Source organism: Azorhizobium sp. AG788 (genome assembly GCF_004364705.1).
Classification (GTDB): domain Bacteria; phylum Pseudomonadota; class Alphaproteobacteria; order Rhizobiales; family Xanthobacteraceae; genus Azorhizobium; species Azorhizobium caulinodans.
The window spans coordinates 205,962-221,108 of record NZ_SOBM01000001.1 but is presented as its reverse complement, the minus strand read 5'-3'; the positions used below and the strand labels follow the sequence as shown (position 1 = coordinate 221,108).

At 69.2% G+C, this 15,147-nt stretch carries 17 protein-coding genes and 1 pseudogene; 9 read left to right on the top strand and 9 right to left on the bottom strand.

Going from position 1 to position 15,147, the window contains the following annotated elements; translation table 11 throughout:
• The first annotated feature begins 2 nt into the window (after positions 1–2).
• The 4 genes from DFO45_RS01045 to DFO45_RS01030 all read left to right on the top strand — a co-directional run bounded on the left by DFO45_RS01045 (position 3) and on the right by DFO45_RS01030 (position 3,556).
• Entirely contained in the window at positions 3–722 is a 720-nt protein-coding gene (locus tag DFO45_RS01045) for an ABC transporter ATP-binding protein (protein WP_012172515.1), read from the top strand.
• Positions 719–1,642, top strand: coding sequence for an efflux RND transporter periplasmic adaptor subunit (locus DFO45_RS01040; RefSeq protein ID WP_166657020.1), 924 nt, complete (start codon positions 719–721; stop codon positions 1,640–1,642). The genes DFO45_RS01045 and DFO45_RS01040 overlap by 4 nt, the downstream gene beginning before the upstream one ends.
• Positions 1,643–1,811: 169 nt before the next feature.
• Positions 1,812–2,519, top strand: a complete 708-nt coding sequence (locus DFO45_RS01035) for a hypothetical protein (RefSeq protein ID WP_133863417.1) — start codon at positions 1,812–1,814, stop codon at positions 2,517–2,519.
• 104 nt (positions 2,520–2,623) lie between these two features.
• Positions 2,624–3,556, top strand: coding sequence for a ribose-phosphate pyrophosphokinase (locus DFO45_RS01030; protein WP_012172518.1), 933 nt, complete (start codon positions 2,624–2,626; stop codon positions 3,554–3,556).
• 252 nt (positions 3,557–3,808) lie between these two features.
• Here DFO45_RS01030 and DFO45_RS01025 read toward each other — a convergent pair whose 3' ends face one another.
• Positions 3,809–4,579 carry a phosphatase PAP2 family protein gene (locus tag DFO45_RS01025; RefSeq protein ID WP_012172519.1) on the bottom strand — a complete coding sequence of 257 codons (771 nt, stop codon included), beginning with the start codon at positions 4,577–4,579 and terminating at the stop codon, positions 3,809–3,811.
• A gap of 101 nt (positions 4,580–4,680) precedes the next feature.
• Between DFO45_RS01025 and DFO45_RS01020 the strand changes: the two genes are divergently transcribed.
• Positions 4,681–5,160, top strand: a complete 480-nt coding sequence (locus DFO45_RS01020) for a YaiI/YqxD family protein (RefSeq protein ID WP_133863416.1) — start codon at positions 4,681–4,683, stop codon at positions 5,158–5,160.
• Between the two features lie 28 nt (positions 5,161–5,188).
• On the top strand, positions 5,189–5,590 hold the full coding sequence (locus DFO45_RS01015; RefSeq protein WP_133863415.1) for an MAPEG family protein: 402 nt from the start codon (positions 5,189–5,191) through the stop codon (positions 5,588–5,590).
• A gap of 77 nt (positions 5,591–5,667) precedes the next feature.
• On the opposite strand, the gene DFO45_RS01010 is transcribed toward DFO45_RS01015, so the two are convergent.
• Positions 5,668–6,312 carry a PadR family transcriptional regulator gene (locus DFO45_RS01010; protein WP_133863414.1) on the bottom strand — a complete coding sequence of 215 codons (645 nt, stop codon included), beginning with the start codon at positions 6,310–6,312 and terminating at the stop codon, positions 5,668–5,670.
• A 215-nt stretch (positions 6,313–6,527) separates the two neighbouring features.
• On the opposite strand from DFO45_RS01010, the pseudogene DFO45_RS01005 reads away from it, so the two are divergent.
• Positions 6,528–7,421: pseudogene (locus DFO45_RS01005) on the top strand (tyrosine recombinase XerC); the annotation flags it as partial.
• A gap of 9 nt (positions 7,422–7,430) precedes the next feature.
• On the opposite strand, the gene DFO45_RS01000 reads toward DFO45_RS01005, so the two are convergent.
• The 3 genes from DFO45_RS01000 to DFO45_RS00990 form a co-directional block, all read right to left on the bottom strand.
• Positions 7,431–9,314: an acyltransferase family protein gene (locus DFO45_RS01000; protein WP_133863412.1), complete on the bottom strand. Its 1,884-nt coding sequence runs from the start codon at positions 9,312–9,314 to the stop codon at positions 7,431–7,433.
• Between the two features lie 152 nt (positions 9,315–9,466).
• Positions 9,467–9,748, bottom strand: coding sequence for a hypothetical protein (locus DFO45_RS00995; protein WP_133863411.1), 282 nt, complete (start codon positions 9,746–9,748; stop codon positions 9,467–9,469).
• A 6-nt stretch (positions 9,749–9,754) separates the two neighbouring features.
• Positions 9,755–10,357: a hypothetical protein gene (locus DFO45_RS00990; protein ID WP_133863410.1), complete on the bottom strand. Its 603-nt coding sequence runs from the start codon at positions 10,355–10,357 to the stop codon at positions 9,755–9,757.
• Positions 10,358–10,517: 160 nt separating this feature from the next.
• Here DFO45_RS00990 and DFO45_RS00985 point away from each other — a divergent pair, with 160 nt between their 5' ends.
• Together DFO45_RS00985 and DFO45_RS25395 are read left to right on the top strand one after the other, a co-directional pair.
• Complete coding sequence (locus tag DFO45_RS00985) at positions 10,518–10,931, top strand: VOC family protein (RefSeq protein WP_338010015.1); 414 nt, start codon at positions 10,518–10,520, stop codon at positions 10,929–10,931.
• Between the two features lie 112 nt (positions 10,932–11,043).
• Positions 11,044–11,166 (top strand): hypothetical protein, encoded by a 123-nt coding sequence (locus DFO45_RS25395; protein ID WP_012172528.1) that lies wholly within the window; start codon positions 11,044–11,046, stop codon positions 11,164–11,166.
• A 139-nt stretch (positions 11,167–11,305) separates the two neighbouring features.
• Here the strand turns inward: DFO45_RS25395 and lpdA are convergent, their stop codons facing one another.
• The 4 genes from lpdA to DFO45_RS00965 all read right to left on the bottom strand — a co-directional run bounded on the left by lpdA (position 11,306) and on the right by DFO45_RS00965 (position 15,137).
• On the bottom strand, positions 11,306–12,709 hold the full coding sequence (lpdA, locus tag DFO45_RS00980; protein WP_133863409.1) for a dihydrolipoyl dehydrogenase: 1,404 nt from the start codon (positions 12,707–12,709) through the stop codon (positions 11,306–11,308).
• A 57-nt stretch (positions 12,710–12,766) separates the two neighbouring features.
• On the bottom strand, positions 12,767–13,423 hold the full coding sequence (locus DFO45_RS00975) for a LysE family translocator (RefSeq protein ID WP_133863408.1): 657 nt from the start codon (positions 13,421–13,423) through the stop codon (positions 12,767–12,769).
• A gap of 128 nt (positions 13,424–13,551) precedes the next feature.
• Positions 13,552–14,790 (bottom strand): 2-oxoglutarate dehydrogenase complex dihydrolipoyllysine-residue succinyltransferase, encoded by a 1,239-nt coding sequence (odhB, locus tag DFO45_RS00970; protein ID WP_012172531.1) that lies wholly within the window; start codon positions 14,788–14,790, stop codon positions 13,552–13,554.
• Between the two features lie 44 nt (positions 14,791–14,834).
• Positions 14,835–15,137 (bottom strand): YciI family protein, encoded by a 303-nt coding sequence (locus DFO45_RS00965; RefSeq protein WP_043879652.1) that lies wholly within the window; start codon positions 15,135–15,137, stop codon positions 14,835–14,837.
• Positions 15,138–15,147 lie beyond the last annotated feature (10 nt).

Here is a 15,147-nt window from a genome sequence, read left to right as displayed (position 1 = left end):
TGATGCCGCCCCATCTGAGCGCCCGCGCCCTGTCGAAATCCTACATGGTGCAGAACATCCGGACCGAAGCCCTGCGGCAGGTCTCCCTCGACCTGTGGCCGGGGGAGATGTCCCTCATCATCGGTCCCTCGGGCTGCGGCAAGAGCACCCTGCTTTCGCTCATGAGCGGGCTCACGCGGCCGGACAGCGGCAGCGTCCATGCGCTCGGCATCGATCTCGGCAAGCTGGACGACGCGGCCCGCGACGCCTTCCGGCTCGCCCATTGCGGCTTCGTCTTCCAGGGCTTCAACCTGTTTCCTGCCCTCACCGCCCTCGAACAGGTGCAGATCGCCCTCGACTATCTGGACGTGCCGCACGCGCAGGCGGTGGAACAGGCCGGCGAAGCCCTGGAACTGGTCGGCATGTGGCGGCGGCGCCATCTGCGCCCGGCGGAGCTGTCGGGCGGAGAAAAGCAGCGCGTGGCCATCGCCCGCGCCGTGGTGAAGGCCCCTGCCCTGCTCTTCGCCGACGAGCCGACCAGCGCGCTGGACAGCGTGAACGGCGCGCGCGTCACCGATCTGCTCCGGCAGATCGCCCATGAGAGCGGCGCCCTCGTGGCCTGCGTCTCCCACGATCCGCGCCTCATCGCCCGCGCCGATCGCATTCTGGAAATGGAGGACGGATGCCTGATCCGCGACCGCCGCGGCCCCGCGCCGGCGCTGCCCGCCGGAGCGCAGGCATGAGACGGCTGGACAGCTTCACCACCGTCGCGCTGGGGCTGCTGACCTGCATCGGCCTCGGCATCGGCGCCTGGGCGCTGCTGGGACCCGACGAGAGCCAGGCCGACCCCAACCTGTCCGCGCAGTCCGGCATCGTCGCCGCGGCGCGGGGGCGCGTGGACGTGGAGGGCGGCCTCTCGCGCATCCTCGCGAGCCGGGACGGCATCGTCCGGGAGGTGCGGGTCAGCGAGGGGCAGCGGGTCGCCGCCGGCGACCTTCTGGCCGAGCTCGATACGCGCGCCGCCGCCATCGCCCTGCGAGCCGCCGAGGCGGAGCTGGCCGAGGCGCAGGCGCGGCGCACGGCGCTGGATGCCCGGCGCACCGCCCAGTTGCGGCAGACCGAGCGGATGCGGCGGGCGGCCAAGGAGCAGGCCATCTCCCCCCAGGCGCTCGACGAGACGGAAGCTGCCCTCGCCGCGCTCACGGCGGACCTGCGGCTCGGGGACGCTGCCCTCGCGCAGGCCACCGCGAAGATGGAGACCGCGCGCTACGAGATGGAGCAGCGTCAGGTGCGGGCGCCCGTCGCCGGCATCGTCGCCCGGCGCAACGTCAAGGCGGGCGATGTCATGTCGGGTGCCGCCATGACGGAGATGTTCGTGCTGATCCCCGACGCGCCGCTGGTGGTGAAGGCGGAGATCCAGGAGCCCTTCGTCCGGCTGCTGCGTCCGGGCATGGAGGCGGAGATCACCGCCGAGAGCGACGACCAGTCCACCGGCACCGGCCGGCTGCTGCGCATCAGCCCCTTCCTCGATACCCGCCGCACGGCGGACGCTACGGAACGGGTGGACGTGCGCGTGGCCGACGGGGTGCTGCTCATCGACGCGCCGAACCCCTTCATGATCGGTCAGCGGGTCTATCTGCGCTTCCGCCAGGCCCCGCGCTGAGCTTTCGGGGCGCCACCGGACCTCGCGCATCGGCGCCGCAGGGTGCCAACAACCGTTACAGAAAGCCGGCTTCCGATCACGATTAACGATACCTTAACCGAACTTCTGGACCTCGAGCCGGAAGAACGCTACCCCTTCTGCTTAACGAAATGTGAAGAAGGGTTGCGGCATGACGGACGCGACGAGCCACGTGAGATGGGGTGCCCTCGTTGGGCGGCTCGCCCGTTTTGCACTGCTCGGCGCGGGTCTCGCGCTCGCCGGATGCCAGACGGACGGCGCCGGCGTCGCCTCCGGCTCCTCCCGCTCCAATCAGGCGCTGGCCTTTGAGTCCATCGACGGCCCGCCCAAGGCGACCTTCGACCGGCTCGTGACCAAGCTCGCCGACCAGGCCGAGCAGCAGCAGGTGGCCCTCGTCTCCCGCACCCAGCCGGCCAATTACCGCATCCGCGGCTATGTCTCGGCCCACACCGAGAAGGGCAAGACGCTGGTCAACTACGCCTGGGACGTGTTCGACGCCGACAAGCAGCGCGTCGCCCGCATCACCGGTACGGAGACCATCAAGTCCGCCAAGGGTGGCGCCTGGGCCTCCTGCGACGACGAGGTGATCGCCCGCATCGCCGGCACCACCATCGCCAGCCTCTCCGAGACCCTCCAGGTGGGCAATCCGAACGCCGCCGCCAGCGGCACGGCGTCCGCTCCTGCGGCCGCCGCCCCCGCCGGACCGACGGAAGCCACTCCTCCGGTCGCCGAGCAGCCGGCGCCGGCCACGGCGCCCTCCAGCGCGCCCGTGGATGTGGGCGGAGTCCCGGTGGCCAGCGCGTCGCCCTTCGGCCCCTCCGCCGCCGAGGCCCCCGGCCTCGCATACGCGTCCCGCTGAATCTGCGTCTTTACAAGTCGGGACCGGGATGCCTATCAGGGCGCCGACAGGATTCCGGTGCCCGATCTTCCGGACGGGCCGCATACCCTTAAGAGAACAGATCCATGAAACTGGTCGCGGGTAACTCCAATCGCGCGCTCGCGGAGACGATCGCCGCTTACCTGGAAACGCCGCTGACCAAGGCGGTGGTGCGGCGCTTCGCCGACATGGAGATCTTCGTCGAGATTCAGGAAAACGTCCGTGGCGAGGACGTGTTCGTGGTGCAGTCCACCTCGTTCCCCACGAACGACCATTTGATGGAACTGCTCATCATCATCGACGCGCTGCGCCGCTCCTCGGCCAAGCGTATCACGGCGGTGCTGCCCTATTTCGGCTACGCCCGGCAGGACCGCAAACCCGCGCCCCGCACGCCCATCTCCGCCAAGCTCGTCGCCAACCTCATCACCCACGCCGGCGCCGACCGCGTGATGACGCTGGACCTGCACGCCGGCCAGATCCAGGGCTTCTTCGACATTCCCACCGACAACCTCTACGCCGCCCCGGTGATGGTGCGCGACATCAAGGAACGGTTCGAGCTCGGCAACACCATGGTGGTCTCGCCGGACGTCGGCGGCGTGGTGCGCGCCCGCGCGCTCGCCAAGCGCATCGATGCCCAGCTCGCCATCGTCGACAAGCGCCGCGAGCGCCCCGGCGAGAGTGAAGTGATGAACGTCATCGGCGACGTCTCCGGCCGCTCGTGCATCCTCGTGGACGACATCGTCGATTCCGGTGGCACGCTGGTGAACGCGGCCGATGCCTTGCTGGCGCGCGGCGCCAAGGAAGTGCACGCCTACATCACCCACGGCGTGCTCTCGGGCGGTGCGGTGGCCCGCATTACCGCTTCCAAGCTCAAGGAACTGGTGATCACCGATTCCATCCTGCCGACCGAGGCGGTCCGCGTGGCGCGCAACATCCGCGTGCTGCCCATCGCCACCCTCATCGGCGAGGCCATCGCCCGCACGGCGCACGAAGAGTCCGTGTCGAGCCTGTTCGACTGATCGTCCCGCTCTTCTGTTTCTGAACGGCCGGCCTCGCGCCGGCCGTTTGCGTTTGGAGGTGCTTCCATCGGACTGGGCTCGTCCGGCACTCCCCCGCGCGACCGTCATCGCCGGACTTGATCCGGCGATCCACGGGGTGCCGCCAAGCACACCGCCAGAGGTCTATACCGTCGGCGCGGCGTGGATGCCCGGGACAAGCCCGGGCATGACTTGAGGGAGCGCGCGTAAGCCGAGTGCGACGAGCCCCCGCCCTCAGGCGTCCGGATCGCGGGCCGGTTCCTCCGGCTCCACTTCGCCCTGCGATTGCAGATAGAGCATGACCAGCCAGCACAAAGCGGCCCAGCCGGCGCCCAGCGTCCAGCCGCCGAGGACATCGGTCGGCCAGTGGACGCCGAGATAGAGCCGGCTCACGCCCACGATGAAGGTGAGCGCGATGGCAAGGCCGAACAGGAAGGCCTTCACCCGCCAGCGCGCCTGCGTGCGGGCGAGCAGCGCGCCGAGCGTCAGATAGACGATGGCGGACATCATGGAATGGCCGCTCGGGAAGCTCTCCGAATAGACCGCCATGCCGTGGGGCACGAGGTCCGGCCGGGGGCGGGAGAAGCCCCATTTGAAGAGGGTGGAGAGCAGCGCCCCGCCCGCCACCGAAAGCAGGACGATGAGCGCCGTCTGGCGCTTGCGCACCATCAGCAGGAAGCAGATCACCGCCAGCGTCATGAGCGACAGCACGGTGGTGCCGCCGAGCGCGGTCAGGTCCCGCATGGATTCTTCGAGCCAGCGCGGGCCGATGGGATTGGACAGGTCGCCGGGCACGCGCAGGGCCAGCAGGATGCGCTCGTCGAGCGAGCGGGTGCCGCCCTCGCGCACCTCGTCGGCAATGGCGACGAAGAGGTAGAAGGCCCCCGCCGTCAAGGCGACGACGACGAGTGTCGCCCGTTCCATGCGGCTGACATGGCGGACAATGCGGCCGACACCGGGGATACCGGACAGAAGGCGATGGCAATGGTCGAGCAGGCTGGTCATGGACGATGCTGGCCATGACGGCCGATGTGCCGTCAAGCCTGTCGTCCCGGCAGGATGCAAACACGCTTGCGGCATCGCAGCACCCCTGCCATCACGGCAGGATGAGCGCACGCCCCGAGCCGATCACCCTCTATGTCGATGCCGATGCCTGCCCGGTGAAGGCGGAAATCTACAAGGTGGCGGAGCGCCATGCGCTCCACGTCCATGTGGTCTCCAACCAGCCCATCGCGATTCCGCGTGACGACCGCATCCACCGCGTGGTGGTGCCGAGCGGGCCGGATGTGGCGGACGACTGGATCGCCGAGCGGGTGTCGCGCGGCGACGTGGTGGTGACGGCGGACATCCCGCTTGCCGCCCGCTGCGTGAAGGCGGGCGCGGATGTGATCGCGCCCAATGGCAAGGCCCATACGGAGGCCACCATCGGCGCGACGCTCGCCACCCGCAATCTGATGGACGACCTGCGCTCCGCCGGCCAGATCACCGGCGGGCCGAAGCCCTTCTCCCCCCGCGACCGCTCCGCCTTCCTGTCCGCGCTCGATCTTGCGATCGTGCGGCTGAAGCGGGCGGGCTTTACCACCTGATCCTCAAGCCCTTTCAAGGAAACATGGCATGACGCACGAACTCGCCTTGCTCGCCGCAAGCTGTGTCCTCGCTCTGGTCCAGTTGATTGTGGCGGCCCAGCTTGCCACCCGCGAGCGCGGGCTGGCCTGGAATGCGGGCCCACGCGATGAAGCCGTCAAGCCACTCGGGCCGCTGGCCGGCCGGCTGGACCGCGCCTTCCGGAATCTGATGGAGACCTTCCCACTGTTCGTGGCGGCGGTGCTGATCGCTTCCGTGACAGGAACGCATAGCGCACTCTCCGTTGGCGGCGCCCACATCTACTTCTGGGGACGCGTGCTGTATGTGCCCCTCTATGCGACTGGCCTGCCCTACATCCGCTCGGGCGTCTGGGCCATGTCCGTATTTGGCATCCTGCTGGTGCTGGCGGCCCCTTTTGTGGCAGGGGCCTGAGCCTCACCCTTTTGTGCGACAGGCGCCGGGCGGGTCGCGTCCGACCCGTCCGGCGTCGCTGCGGCGCTTGAGGCCGCTCAGACCTCGCGCAGGTCGTTGGCGACGCCGGCGAGGATTTCCACGATGCGCGTTTCCGTGCGCGGGTTCTCGGCCAGCTTGGCCTTCGCCACGTCCTTCAGGTTCTCGATGGCCGCGTCCACGAGGCGGGGCAGTCCGGACGGCTCGCCGCCCTCTTCGCCCTTGCCCATCCAGCGGCGCATCTTGCCGACCTTCAGGCCGATCTCCGACAGGCGGCCCACCAGCGCGTCCGCCACGTCCTTGTTCTCTTCGAGATAGGCGCGGCCTTCTTCCGTGATGGTGAAGCGCTTCTTGGCGCCGTCCGGCTCGGCCGTCACATAACCCGCTTCCTCAAGGAAGGTCAGGGTCGGGTAGACCACGCCCGGGCTCGGCGAGTACCAGCCGCCCGTCTTCTCCTCGATCAGCTTGATGATCTCGTAGCCGTGGCGCGGCTGCTCGGCGATGAGGCTCAGCGCCAGAAGCTTGAGATCGCCCTGCGCCAGCATGCGGCCGATGCGGAAGAAATCCCCGCCGCCACCGCCGCCGAACCCACCGCCGCCGCCGCGCCGGCCACGGCCCCAGCCGCCACCGAACCCGCCGCCGAACTCACCCCGGCCACCGGCCGCAAAGCGCTCCTCGCGCCCATGGTGTCTGCATCCAAACATGTATCTTTGCTCCTTATGATGTATCTTACGATACAACGACAGCACATATATCTTTCGATATATCTGGACGCAAGAGGGCACCGTTAATTTTCGCGGGCTAAGGTGGCGGCGTCAGGAGAACAGCCATGGCCATGTCGGATGTGGAGAAGGCAGCCCGCTCGCGCGCGGCGCTTCTGGCGGCCCAGACGGCGGACCTTCAGCCGGCCGTCGAGGGCTGGCTGGCGCGCCTTGCCCATGAGCGGCGGCTCTCCCCCAAGACGCAGGATGCCTATGCCCGCGACCTCGCCGTGGTGCTCAACCTGCTGACGCTCCATCTCGGCCACCGGCCCACCGTCGTCGACATGGCGGCCCTCGCCCCGGCGGATGTGCGCGCCGTGCTCGCCGCCCGCCGCATGGAAGGCGTGGCCCCGCGCACGCTGGTGCGGCTCATGGCGGCGGCTCGCTCCTTCGGCCGGCATCTGGAGCGAGAGGGGCTCGGCAAGGTGGGCGCGCTCGCCGCCGTGCGCGCGCCCAAGGTGCCGCGCAGCCTGCCCAAGCCCGTCTCCGTCTCGGATGCGAAAGCCCTGGCCGATCCCGCCACGCGGGCGGGCGAGGACCGCGCCCCCTGGGTGCTCGCCCGCGACGCGGCGGTGATCGCCCTGCTCTATGGCTGCGGCCTACGCATCTCCGAGGCCCTTGGCCTCACGCGGGCGATGATGCCGGAACCGGGCGTCGGCGATCAGATCACGGTGACGGGCAAGGGCAACAAGACCCGCATGGTCCCGCTGCTGCCGCAGGTCGCGCAGGCGGTGGCCGACTATGCCGCCCTCTGCCCCTATGTGCTGGAAGCGGACAAACCACTGTTCCGCGGCGCCAAGGGCGGGCCGCTGTCACCGCGCATCGTGCAGATGGCGGTGGAGCGCATGCGCGGCGCGCTCGGCCTGCCGGACAGCGCCACGCCCCATGCCTTGCGCCATTCGTTCGCCACCCATCTGCTGGCGCGGGGCGGCGAGCTTCGGGCCATCCAGGAGTTGCTGGGCCACGCCTCGCTCTCCACCACGCAGGTCTATACGGCGGTGGATGCCACGCGCCTCATGGACGCCTATCGCGCCGCCCATCCGCGCGCCTGAGCCGCCGTCCTAGGGCAGAATCCGGCCGATCAGCGCACGGGAGAAGACCTGCGCCCCGTGGGCCGTGAGGTGCGCATTGTCGAAGAAGAGTGGCACATGGTCCGCCGCCAACGGGCACTGGCGCTGCGGACAGATCGTCTCCAGCACCGGCACATAGCGCGCGCCCGGAACGCGGGTGACGACGGCCTGTACGGCGGCGTCGATCTCCTCCACCACGCCGGCCGACAGTTCATCGCCCGAGGTCACGCCGCGGTCACCGGCCCGCTGCCGGTCCGCCAGAATGAGCGGGACCGAGCGCCGGAACACCGGCCCCGGCCCCAGCACCACCGCCGGAATGCCGGCCGCCTCCAGCCTGGACAGCGCCTGCTCAAGCGCCTCCAGCCAGGCCGGGTCCACGGACCAGAAGCCTGCCATCACCACAAGCTGCGGCTTGAGGCGCAGGATTTCCGCCAAGGCGAAGTCATTGAAGCCGGCACAGTTGGGGCGAGTGGGAATGGCGATGCCCGGCAGCGGCGGGCAGCCGGAGGCGGTGAGCTGGCCCAGTGCATAGCCCCGCGCGGCGAACAGCGGCTCCAGTCCGGCATAATAATGCGCCGCATGGCTGTCGCCCCACAGCACCGCCAGCGGCCGGCGCGCGGGCAGGCAGAGATCGCTGCGCAGGCTCTCGGCCGTCTCGCGCGGGCCGAGGAAGCAGGTGCCGGTCCGGAAGGCCTCGTTCGGGCGATAGTGCACATAGGTCAGCATCCGCAGCACGCGGGCCTCCACGCGCTGCGGAAATCCACCCAGCGCAAGGATGGTCCCGGCGAGGGCCGCGAGCACGGCGAGGCCGGCAGTGCTCGCCACGAGCGCGCGGGGGGCCGTGCCGAGCCAGCGGCGACAGGGCGCTTCCACCAGCGCATAGATCGCCACTGCGAACAGCAGCGAGGTCGCGACGCCGCCGAGGAAGAACTCCCATCCCTCGGCGAAGGGAAAGAGATGGCGGCCGAAGGAAGCCACCGGCCAGTGCACCAGATAGAGCGAATAGGAGATGCGGCCGACAAAGCGCAGCGGCGCCAGCGACAGCAGGCGGGCGCCCGCCCCCGTGCGCACGCGGTCCGCGCCCCAGATGACCAGCGCCGCCCCCGCGCAGGGCAGGAGGGCGTCCGTGCCCGGGAAGGGGCCGCGCTCGCTCAGCGCCACCATGCCGCCGAGGATGAGCGCGAGGCCGAGCAGCACCGCGCCATTGGCGATGCGCGGCTGGGCCGGAAAGCGCACGCCGGGTAGCGCGAGCAGGCAGCCGATGAGCAGCTCGAAGGCCCGGAACGGGAGCAGATAGAAGGCGGCTTCCGGATTGAAGCGCAGCAGCATCTCACCCGACAGCAGCGAGGCGACAGCCACCACCGCGAGCAGCAGCGGCACGCGGCGGCGCGTGCAGCGCCGGGCCGCGAAGAGCAGCGGCGGGAACAGGAGATAGAATTGCTCCTCGACGCCCAGCGACCAGTAATGCAGCAACGGCAGCTCATGGGCCGCCGGCGCGAAATAATTGGCGCTGAAATAGAAATAGATGTTCGAGGCGAAGACGGTGGAGGCCAGCAGCGAGGCCGCGAAATCCCGCAGCGCGTGCGGATAGAGCAGCAGGCCGGCGGCTAGCGTCGAGAGCAGCGACACTGCCACATAGGCGGGCACGATGCGCCGCGCCCGCCGCGCATAGAAATCCGCGAAGGAGAAATCGCCCGCGGCCACATCCCGATAGAGCGTCTTCGAGATGAGGAAGCCCGAGATGACGAAAAAGACGTCCACGCCGGTGAAGCCGCCGGAGAGCGGCGTCAGCCCGAAATGAAACAAAACGACCCCGCCCACCGCGATGGCCCGCATGCCATCGATGTGCGGCCGGTACTCCAGCCCTTGATGCATGAATGAGTGAGCGCCCACCTGTCCGGCCGCATAGGGCGCCGGACCTCAACCATGATGGCCGGTGCATATCACGCGCCCGCCGGCACGCCCAAGACGAAATCGGGGTGGATAACACGTCGTTGGACGTATCCACCGGGCGGGCGGGGCGTCGATCAGCGGGGCCTGAACGACCAGCCGCCGCCACCACCGTGATAGGTTTCGCAGGCGAGGTGGAAGCGCGCGCCGCAGGTGGTGCAGGTGAAATCCACCGACACGATGTCCGGCCAACCCCTGTCCTGCCCCATCCGCAGCACGGAATTGTCGGGGTGGTCCGGCTGCTCCGTCAGCGTGCCGTCCAAAAGATTGTCCCGCGCCACCGTCAGCGCATGCTCCAGCTCACCCGGCGTGCGGATGGACCAGTCGAGGCAAAGCGCGCGGCAGCGGTCGCAGGGCATGCCGCCTCAGGAGCGGGAGAAGACGCGCCGGCGCAGATCGAGAACGGCGCGGCGGAAGCGGCTGCGCCGATCCCCGAGGCCGAGCACCCGGGCCGCGTCCTGCCGCAGCCGCACGAGGGCCGCCTTCACCTTCTCCTTGTAGGGCTCCACCAGCCGGTGCGCCCAGGCATTGGCGGCAATCACGATGTCGCACAGCCGCGAGAACCAGCCGATGGAGCGCAATTGCGCCTGACAGGCCTCGAACAGGAAGGCCATGAGGCCGACGCCCACGAGCTTCGCCACAAGGAAACAGAGGCTGCCGAAGATGAAATGCTTGTGGGCGTAGAACCACAGGGCGAGGATGTTGATGGGCTCGATGAGAATCAGCGGCACCACGAACAGCACCAGCGCGCCATAAGGCGGCAGGCGGTGCGCCCAATGGCCGATGGCCTGCTTCAGCCGCTCGAAGGGCAGGATCTCGGCCAGCCGGCGGATGAGCGGCGCCGTGTGCGCCCAGAGCCAAGCCTCGATGAGGAAGCCGACGGCGAGCACCATGAGCAGCGCGCGCTGAAGGCGGCGGCGCCAGAGGCTGCGGGGACGCACGGGCGGGATGGGGGCGGTATCAGGCATGGCTTGAGGAAGATGGTGCGGCCTTTGGGGCCTTTCCATGGCTGTCGCGAACCTTGCGGCACGATCCCTTGGGCCCGCTGCCTCCCCCTTTCGTCGGATGCACCTGCGCCCCGGTCGCGCTCTAATCTGTGTCAGGGCAGAAAGGGCAAGGACACTTCAGGTGAACATCCACCACATGTCCATCGGCGTCGCCGATCTCGACCGGGCCATGGCCTTCTATGACCGTGTGCTCGCGCCCCTCGGGCTGGCACGGGAGGTGCTCTTCACCGAGCCCACCGGGACGCGCTCGGCGGGTTACGGACAGCCGGGGCAATGGGCGCTGGAGGACAATGTGCCCTTCTGGCTGGAGGAGCGGCCGGGCGCGAGCTTCTCCTGCCCGCCGGGCTTTCATCTCGCCTTCGGCGCGCCGGATGCGGCCGCCGTCCATGCCTTCCATGCGGCGGGGCTTGCCGCCGGCGGCACCGACAACGGCCCGCCGGGACCGCGGCCCGATTACGGGCCAAGCTATTACGCCGCTTTCCTCATCGACCCGGACGGCTGGCGCATCGAGGCGGTGGCCGACACGTCCGCGTGAGCGGCGGCATCGAGATGCCGCTGGGGCAGGTTTGCCGCTCTTTCAGGCTTCGGTCCACGCCACAACCGGGCGTAGGCTCTCGAATGTCGCAACCCGATGGGAGTGATGAGCCATGAAGCGTCTTGCCTTCGCCCTCGTGACCCTGAGCCTGCTCGGAGCCACCGCCCCCGCTTTCGCCGACTGCCCGGCGCACGCCTCCAACACGACGAAGAGCACGCCCTCCAAGGGCACCTGAGCCTCTTCGCGCCGAGAGTGCGCGCCGCCCGCACCAGGAACAGGCGGAGCGGTGCGTGCCAAAACAAAACCGGCCGGTCCGCAGCGCGGGCCGGCCGGTTCCGTTTGAGGACCGCGCCGGTCGCCCGGCGCGGAAAGGCTCACATGTGGATGGCGCGCTTCTCGACCGCCATGGCCGCTTCCTTGACCGCTTCCGAGCGGGTGGGGTGGGCATGGCAGGTGCGGGCGAGGTCTTCCGACGAGCCGCCGAACTCCATGAGCACGCAGACCTCGTGGATCATCTCGCCGGCCTCGGGGCCGATGATGTGGCAGCCCAGCACCTTGTCGGTGGCGGCGTCAGCCAGGAACTTCACGAAGCCGTCCGTGGTGTTGTTCACCTTGGCGCGGCCATTGGCGGTGAAGGGGAACTTGCCGACATTGTAGGCGATGCCGGCTTCCTTCAGCTCTTCCTCGGTCTTGCCGACGGAAGCCACCTCCGGGAAGGTGTACACGACGCCGGGGATGACGTCGTAATTCACGTGGCCCGCCTTGCCGGCCAGCAGTTCGGCCGCCGCGACGCCCTCATCCTCGGCCTTGTGGGCGAGCATCGGGCCGGCGATCACGTCGCCGATGGCATAGATGCCGTCCACGGTGCTCTTGTAGTGGTGATCCACCACCACGCGGCCGCGCTTGTCGGTCTCGACGCCGAGCTCGGCAAGGCCGAGGCCACCCGTGTAGGCGACGCGGCCGATGGCCACCAGCACCACGTCGGCCTCAAGCACCTCGGCCGCACCGCCGGCGGCCGGCTCCACGGAGACCTTGAGGGTCTTGCCCTTGGTGTCCACGCCCGTGACCTTGGTGCCGAGCTTGAAGGCGAAGCCCTGCTTCTGGAGGATGCGCTGGAAGGACTTGGCCACGTCGCCGTCCATGCCGGGCAGGATGCGGTCGAGATATTCCACCACCGTCACCTCGGCGCCGAGGCGGCGCCACACGCTGCCGAGCTCAAGGCCGATGACGCCGGCGCCCACCACCACGAGCTTGCCGGGCACCTTCTTGAGGGCCAGCGCGCCGGTGGAGGACACCACCTTCTCCTCGTCGATGGTGACGCCGGGAAGCTGGGCCACGTCCGAGCCGGTGGCGATGAGGATGTTCTTCGTCTCCAGCACCTGCACGGTGCCGTCGGCGGCGGTCACTTCCACCTTGCCGGGGGCGAGGATCTTGCCGACGCCGTGATAGGCGTCGACCTTGTTCTTCTTCAGCAGGAACTCGACGCCCTTCACATTGCCGTCGACGCCCTTGTCCTTGAAGGCCTGCATGGCGGCGAGGTCGAGCTTCGGCGCCGGGACAGTGATGCCCATGCTGGCGAAGCTGTGGCCGGCTTCCTCGAACTTCTCGGAGGCGAACAGCAGCGCCTTGGAGGGGATGCAGCCGACGTTGAGGCAGGTGCCACCGTGGGTGGCGCGCTTCTCGACCACCGCGGTCTTGAGACCGAGCTGGGCGGCGCGGATGGCCGCCACATAGCCGCCGGGGCCGGTGCCGATGACGATCAGGTCGTAATTAGCCATGGAATACAGTCCTTGAAGGAAGCGGGCGGCCAGCCGGCCGCAGCGAACGGGAAGGGATCAGTGGGCGGAGGCCCTCTGGAAGGCGAGGCGGATGCCGAGGCCGACCAGGGCCGCGCCGGTGATGCGGTTGAACCAGCGGCCGATGCGCGAGAGCTGCGCCTGCACCGCCCGCCCGGTGAAGAACACCGAGACCAGCGTGAACCAGACGACCAGCAGGCCCGCCATGCCGGCGGCATAGCCCATCTGCATGCTCTGCGGCGTGGTGGGGCTCACCACCGTAGTGAAGATGGAGAGGAAGAACAGCACCGCCTTCGGGTTCAGCGCATTGGTGAGGAACCCGAGCGTGAAGTCGGACGCATCGCCGTAGCGCCGGGGGGCAACCGCCGGCGCGGGCGCGTCCGCAAGATCCACCTGATAGCTGGGCGGCGGCGCGCGCCAGGTCTTCACGCCCACGTAGAAGAGATAGGCGGCACCCGCCCATTTCAGCACATTGAAGGCGAGGAGCGAGTGGGCGACCAGCAGGCCGATCCCGGCCACCGTATAGGCGGCATGGAAGAAAATGGCGGCGCCGATGCCGAAGCTGGTGATGATGCCCGCGCGGCGGCCCCGCACCACGCTCTGGCGCACCACCATGGCGAAGTCCGGTCCCGGTGTCACGGCGGCCAGGGAAAACACTGCCATGATGGTCAGGAATTCCGCGAGATGGCTGCTCATTCGCCCGTCCTCGTGTCAGCGGCCGTGGGGCGCGGCCCTGCCGCAACCGGCCTGTCAGCGGGCGGCGGACGCCCGGTCGGGAAACGGCGCGGCGACAGAGCCGCCGCGCCGGTGTCAGGCTTGGACGATCAGAGGTCGAGCACGAGACGCGCGGGATCCTCCAGCGTCTCCTTCACACGCACCAGGAAGGTCACGGCCTCACGGCCGTCGACGATCCGGTGGTCGTAGGAGAGCGCGAGATACATCATCGGGCGCACGACGATCTGGCCCTTGACCACCACCGGACGCTCCTCGATGCGGTGCATGCCGAGGATGCCCGACTGCGGCGCGTTGAGGATGGGGGTGGACATCAGCGAGCCGTAGATGCCGCCGTTGGTGATGGTGAAGGTGCCGCCCTGCATGTCCTCGATGCCGAGCTTGCCGTCACGGGCCTTGCGGCCGAAGCCGGCGATGGCCTTCTCGATGCCGGCCACCGACAGCTCGTCGGCGTCACGCACCACGGGAACCACGAGGCCCTTCTCGGTGCCCACCGCGATACCGATGTTGTAGTAGTTCTTGTAGACGATATCCTGGCCGTCGATCTCGGCGTTCACCGCCGGCAGGTCCTTCAGGGCCGCGATGACGGCCTTGGTGAAGAAGCCCATGAAGCCGAGCTTGGTGCCGTGCTTCTTCTCGAAGGAGTCCTTGAACTGGGCGCGCAGGCCCATCACCGCGCTCATGTCCACGTCATTGAACGTGGTGAGCATGGCGGCGGTATTCTGGGCGTCCTTCAGGCGGCGGGCGATGGTCTGCCGCAGCTTGGTCATCTTCACGCGCTCTTCGCGCGCGGCATCCACCGGCGCGGAGGGGGCGCGGACGGCGACCGGCGCCGGGGCAGCGGCCGGAGCGGCAGCGCCGGAGGCGATGGCGGCGAGCATGTCGCCCTTGGTCACGCGGCCATCCTTGCCGGAGCCGGCGACGTTGGCGGCGGACACGCCGGTCTCGGCGGCGAGACGCTCGACCGCCGGGCCATTGGCGCCGGAAGCGGCCTTGGCCGGGGCGGCGGCAGGCGCCGGAGCGGGCGCAGCGGCCGGAGCCGGAGCCGCCTTGGGGGCCTCGGCCTTCGGAGCGGCGGCAGCAGCGCCGGCAGCGCCTTCGGCGATCGCGCCGAGGAGGGCGCCGACGCCAACGGTGTCACCGTCCTTGGCGATGATTTCGGAGAGGACGCCAGCGGCCGGGGCGGGAACCTCGACGGTGACCTTGTCGGTCTCCAGTTCCACCAGAGGCTCGTCGGCCTTCACCGCATCGCCAGGCTTCTTGAACCACTTGCCGATGGTGGCCTCGGTAACGGACTCGCCCAGGGTGGGCACGCGGATTTCGGTCGCCATCACATTCGCCCGCGGGGGGCCTCCCTCAAACGCTCGATGCCGGGTCAACCCCGGCGCAAAATAAGGGATGGAACCGGCAGCACCTCATAGGAGAAGCCGAGGTTCATCCCCGTGATCGGATCATCTTCGGACAGACGGCGGGCTTGCGCCTCGTCATCCGCCTCGACCAGCGCCAGTCCCCAGGCGCCGGCCGGATCGAAGACCGGACCGACCGCAATGGCCGGTCCCGCCTCAGCCTGCTGCTGCCAGTAGGCCATGTGCTGCCCCATCGCCGCCATCTCCGCCTCGGTGGCGTCGAAGGGGAAGGTGGGGCGCACGTGGCGCAGCCGCAGCAGGAAATAGCTCATGCCGCAGGCG

What these genes read in the sequence shown, in the direction of transcription:
- DFO45_RS01045 (WP_012172515.1), top strand. Translation starts at nt 3, where the DNA reads ATGCCGCCCCATCTGAGCGCCCGCGCCCTGTCGAAATCCTACATGGTG.
- DFO45_RS01040 (WP_166657020.1), top strand. Translation starts at nt 719, where the DNA reads ATGAGACGGCTGGACAGCTTCACCACCGTCGCGCTGGGGCTGCTGACC.
- DFO45_RS01035 (WP_133863417.1), top strand. Translation starts at nt 1,812, where the DNA reads ATGACGGACGCGACGAGCCACGTGAGATGGGGTGCCCTCGTTGGGCGG.
- DFO45_RS01030 (WP_012172518.1), top strand. Translation starts at nt 2,624, where the DNA reads ATGAAACTGGTCGCGGGTAACTCCAATCGCGCGCTCGCGGAGACGATC.
- DFO45_RS01025 (WP_012172519.1), bottom strand. Translation starts at nt 4,579, where the DNA reads ATGACCAGCCTGCTCGACCATTGCCATCGCCTTCTGTCCGGTATCCCC.
- DFO45_RS01020 (WP_133863416.1), top strand. Translation starts at nt 4,681, where the DNA reads ATGAGCGCACGCCCCGAGCCGATCACCCTCTATGTCGATGCCGATGCC.
- DFO45_RS01015 (WP_133863415.1), top strand. Translation starts at nt 5,189, where the DNA reads ATGACGCACGAACTCGCCTTGCTCGCCGCAAGCTGTGTCCTCGCTCTG.
- DFO45_RS01010 (WP_133863414.1), bottom strand. Translation starts at nt 6,312, where the DNA reads ATGTTTGGATGCAGACACCATGGGCGCGAGGAGCGCTTTGCGGCCGGT.
- DFO45_RS01000 (WP_133863412.1), bottom strand. Translation starts at nt 9,314, where the DNA reads ATGCATCAAGGGCTGGAGTACCGGCCGCACATCGATGGCATGCGGGCC.
- DFO45_RS00995 (WP_133863411.1), bottom strand. Translation starts at nt 9,748, where the DNA reads ATGCCCTGCGACCGCTGCCGCGCGCTTTGCCTCGACTGGTCCATCCGC.
- DFO45_RS00990 (WP_133863410.1), bottom strand. Translation starts at nt 10,357, where the DNA reads ATGCCTGATACCGCCCCCATCCCGCCCGTGCGTCCCCGCAGCCTCTGG.
- DFO45_RS25395 (WP_012172528.1), top strand. Translation starts at nt 11,044, where the DNA reads ATGAAGCGTCTTGCCTTCGCCCTCGTGACCCTGAGCCTGCTCGGAGCC.
- lpdA (WP_133863409.1), bottom strand. Translation starts at nt 12,709, where the DNA reads ATGGCTAATTACGACCTGATCGTCATCGGCACCGGCCCCGGCGGCTAT.
- DFO45_RS00975 (WP_133863408.1), bottom strand. Translation starts at nt 13,423, where the DNA reads ATGAGCAGCCATCTCGCGGAATTCCTGACCATCATGGCAGTGTTTTCC.
- odhB (WP_012172531.1), bottom strand. Translation starts at nt 14,790, where the DNA reads ATGGCGACCGAAATCCGCGTGCCCACCCTGGGCGAGTCCGTTACCGAG.
- DFO45_RS00965 (WP_043879652.1), bottom strand. Translation starts at nt 15,137, where the DNA reads ATGAGCTATTTCCTGCTGCGGCTGCGCCACGTGCGCCCCACCTTCCCC.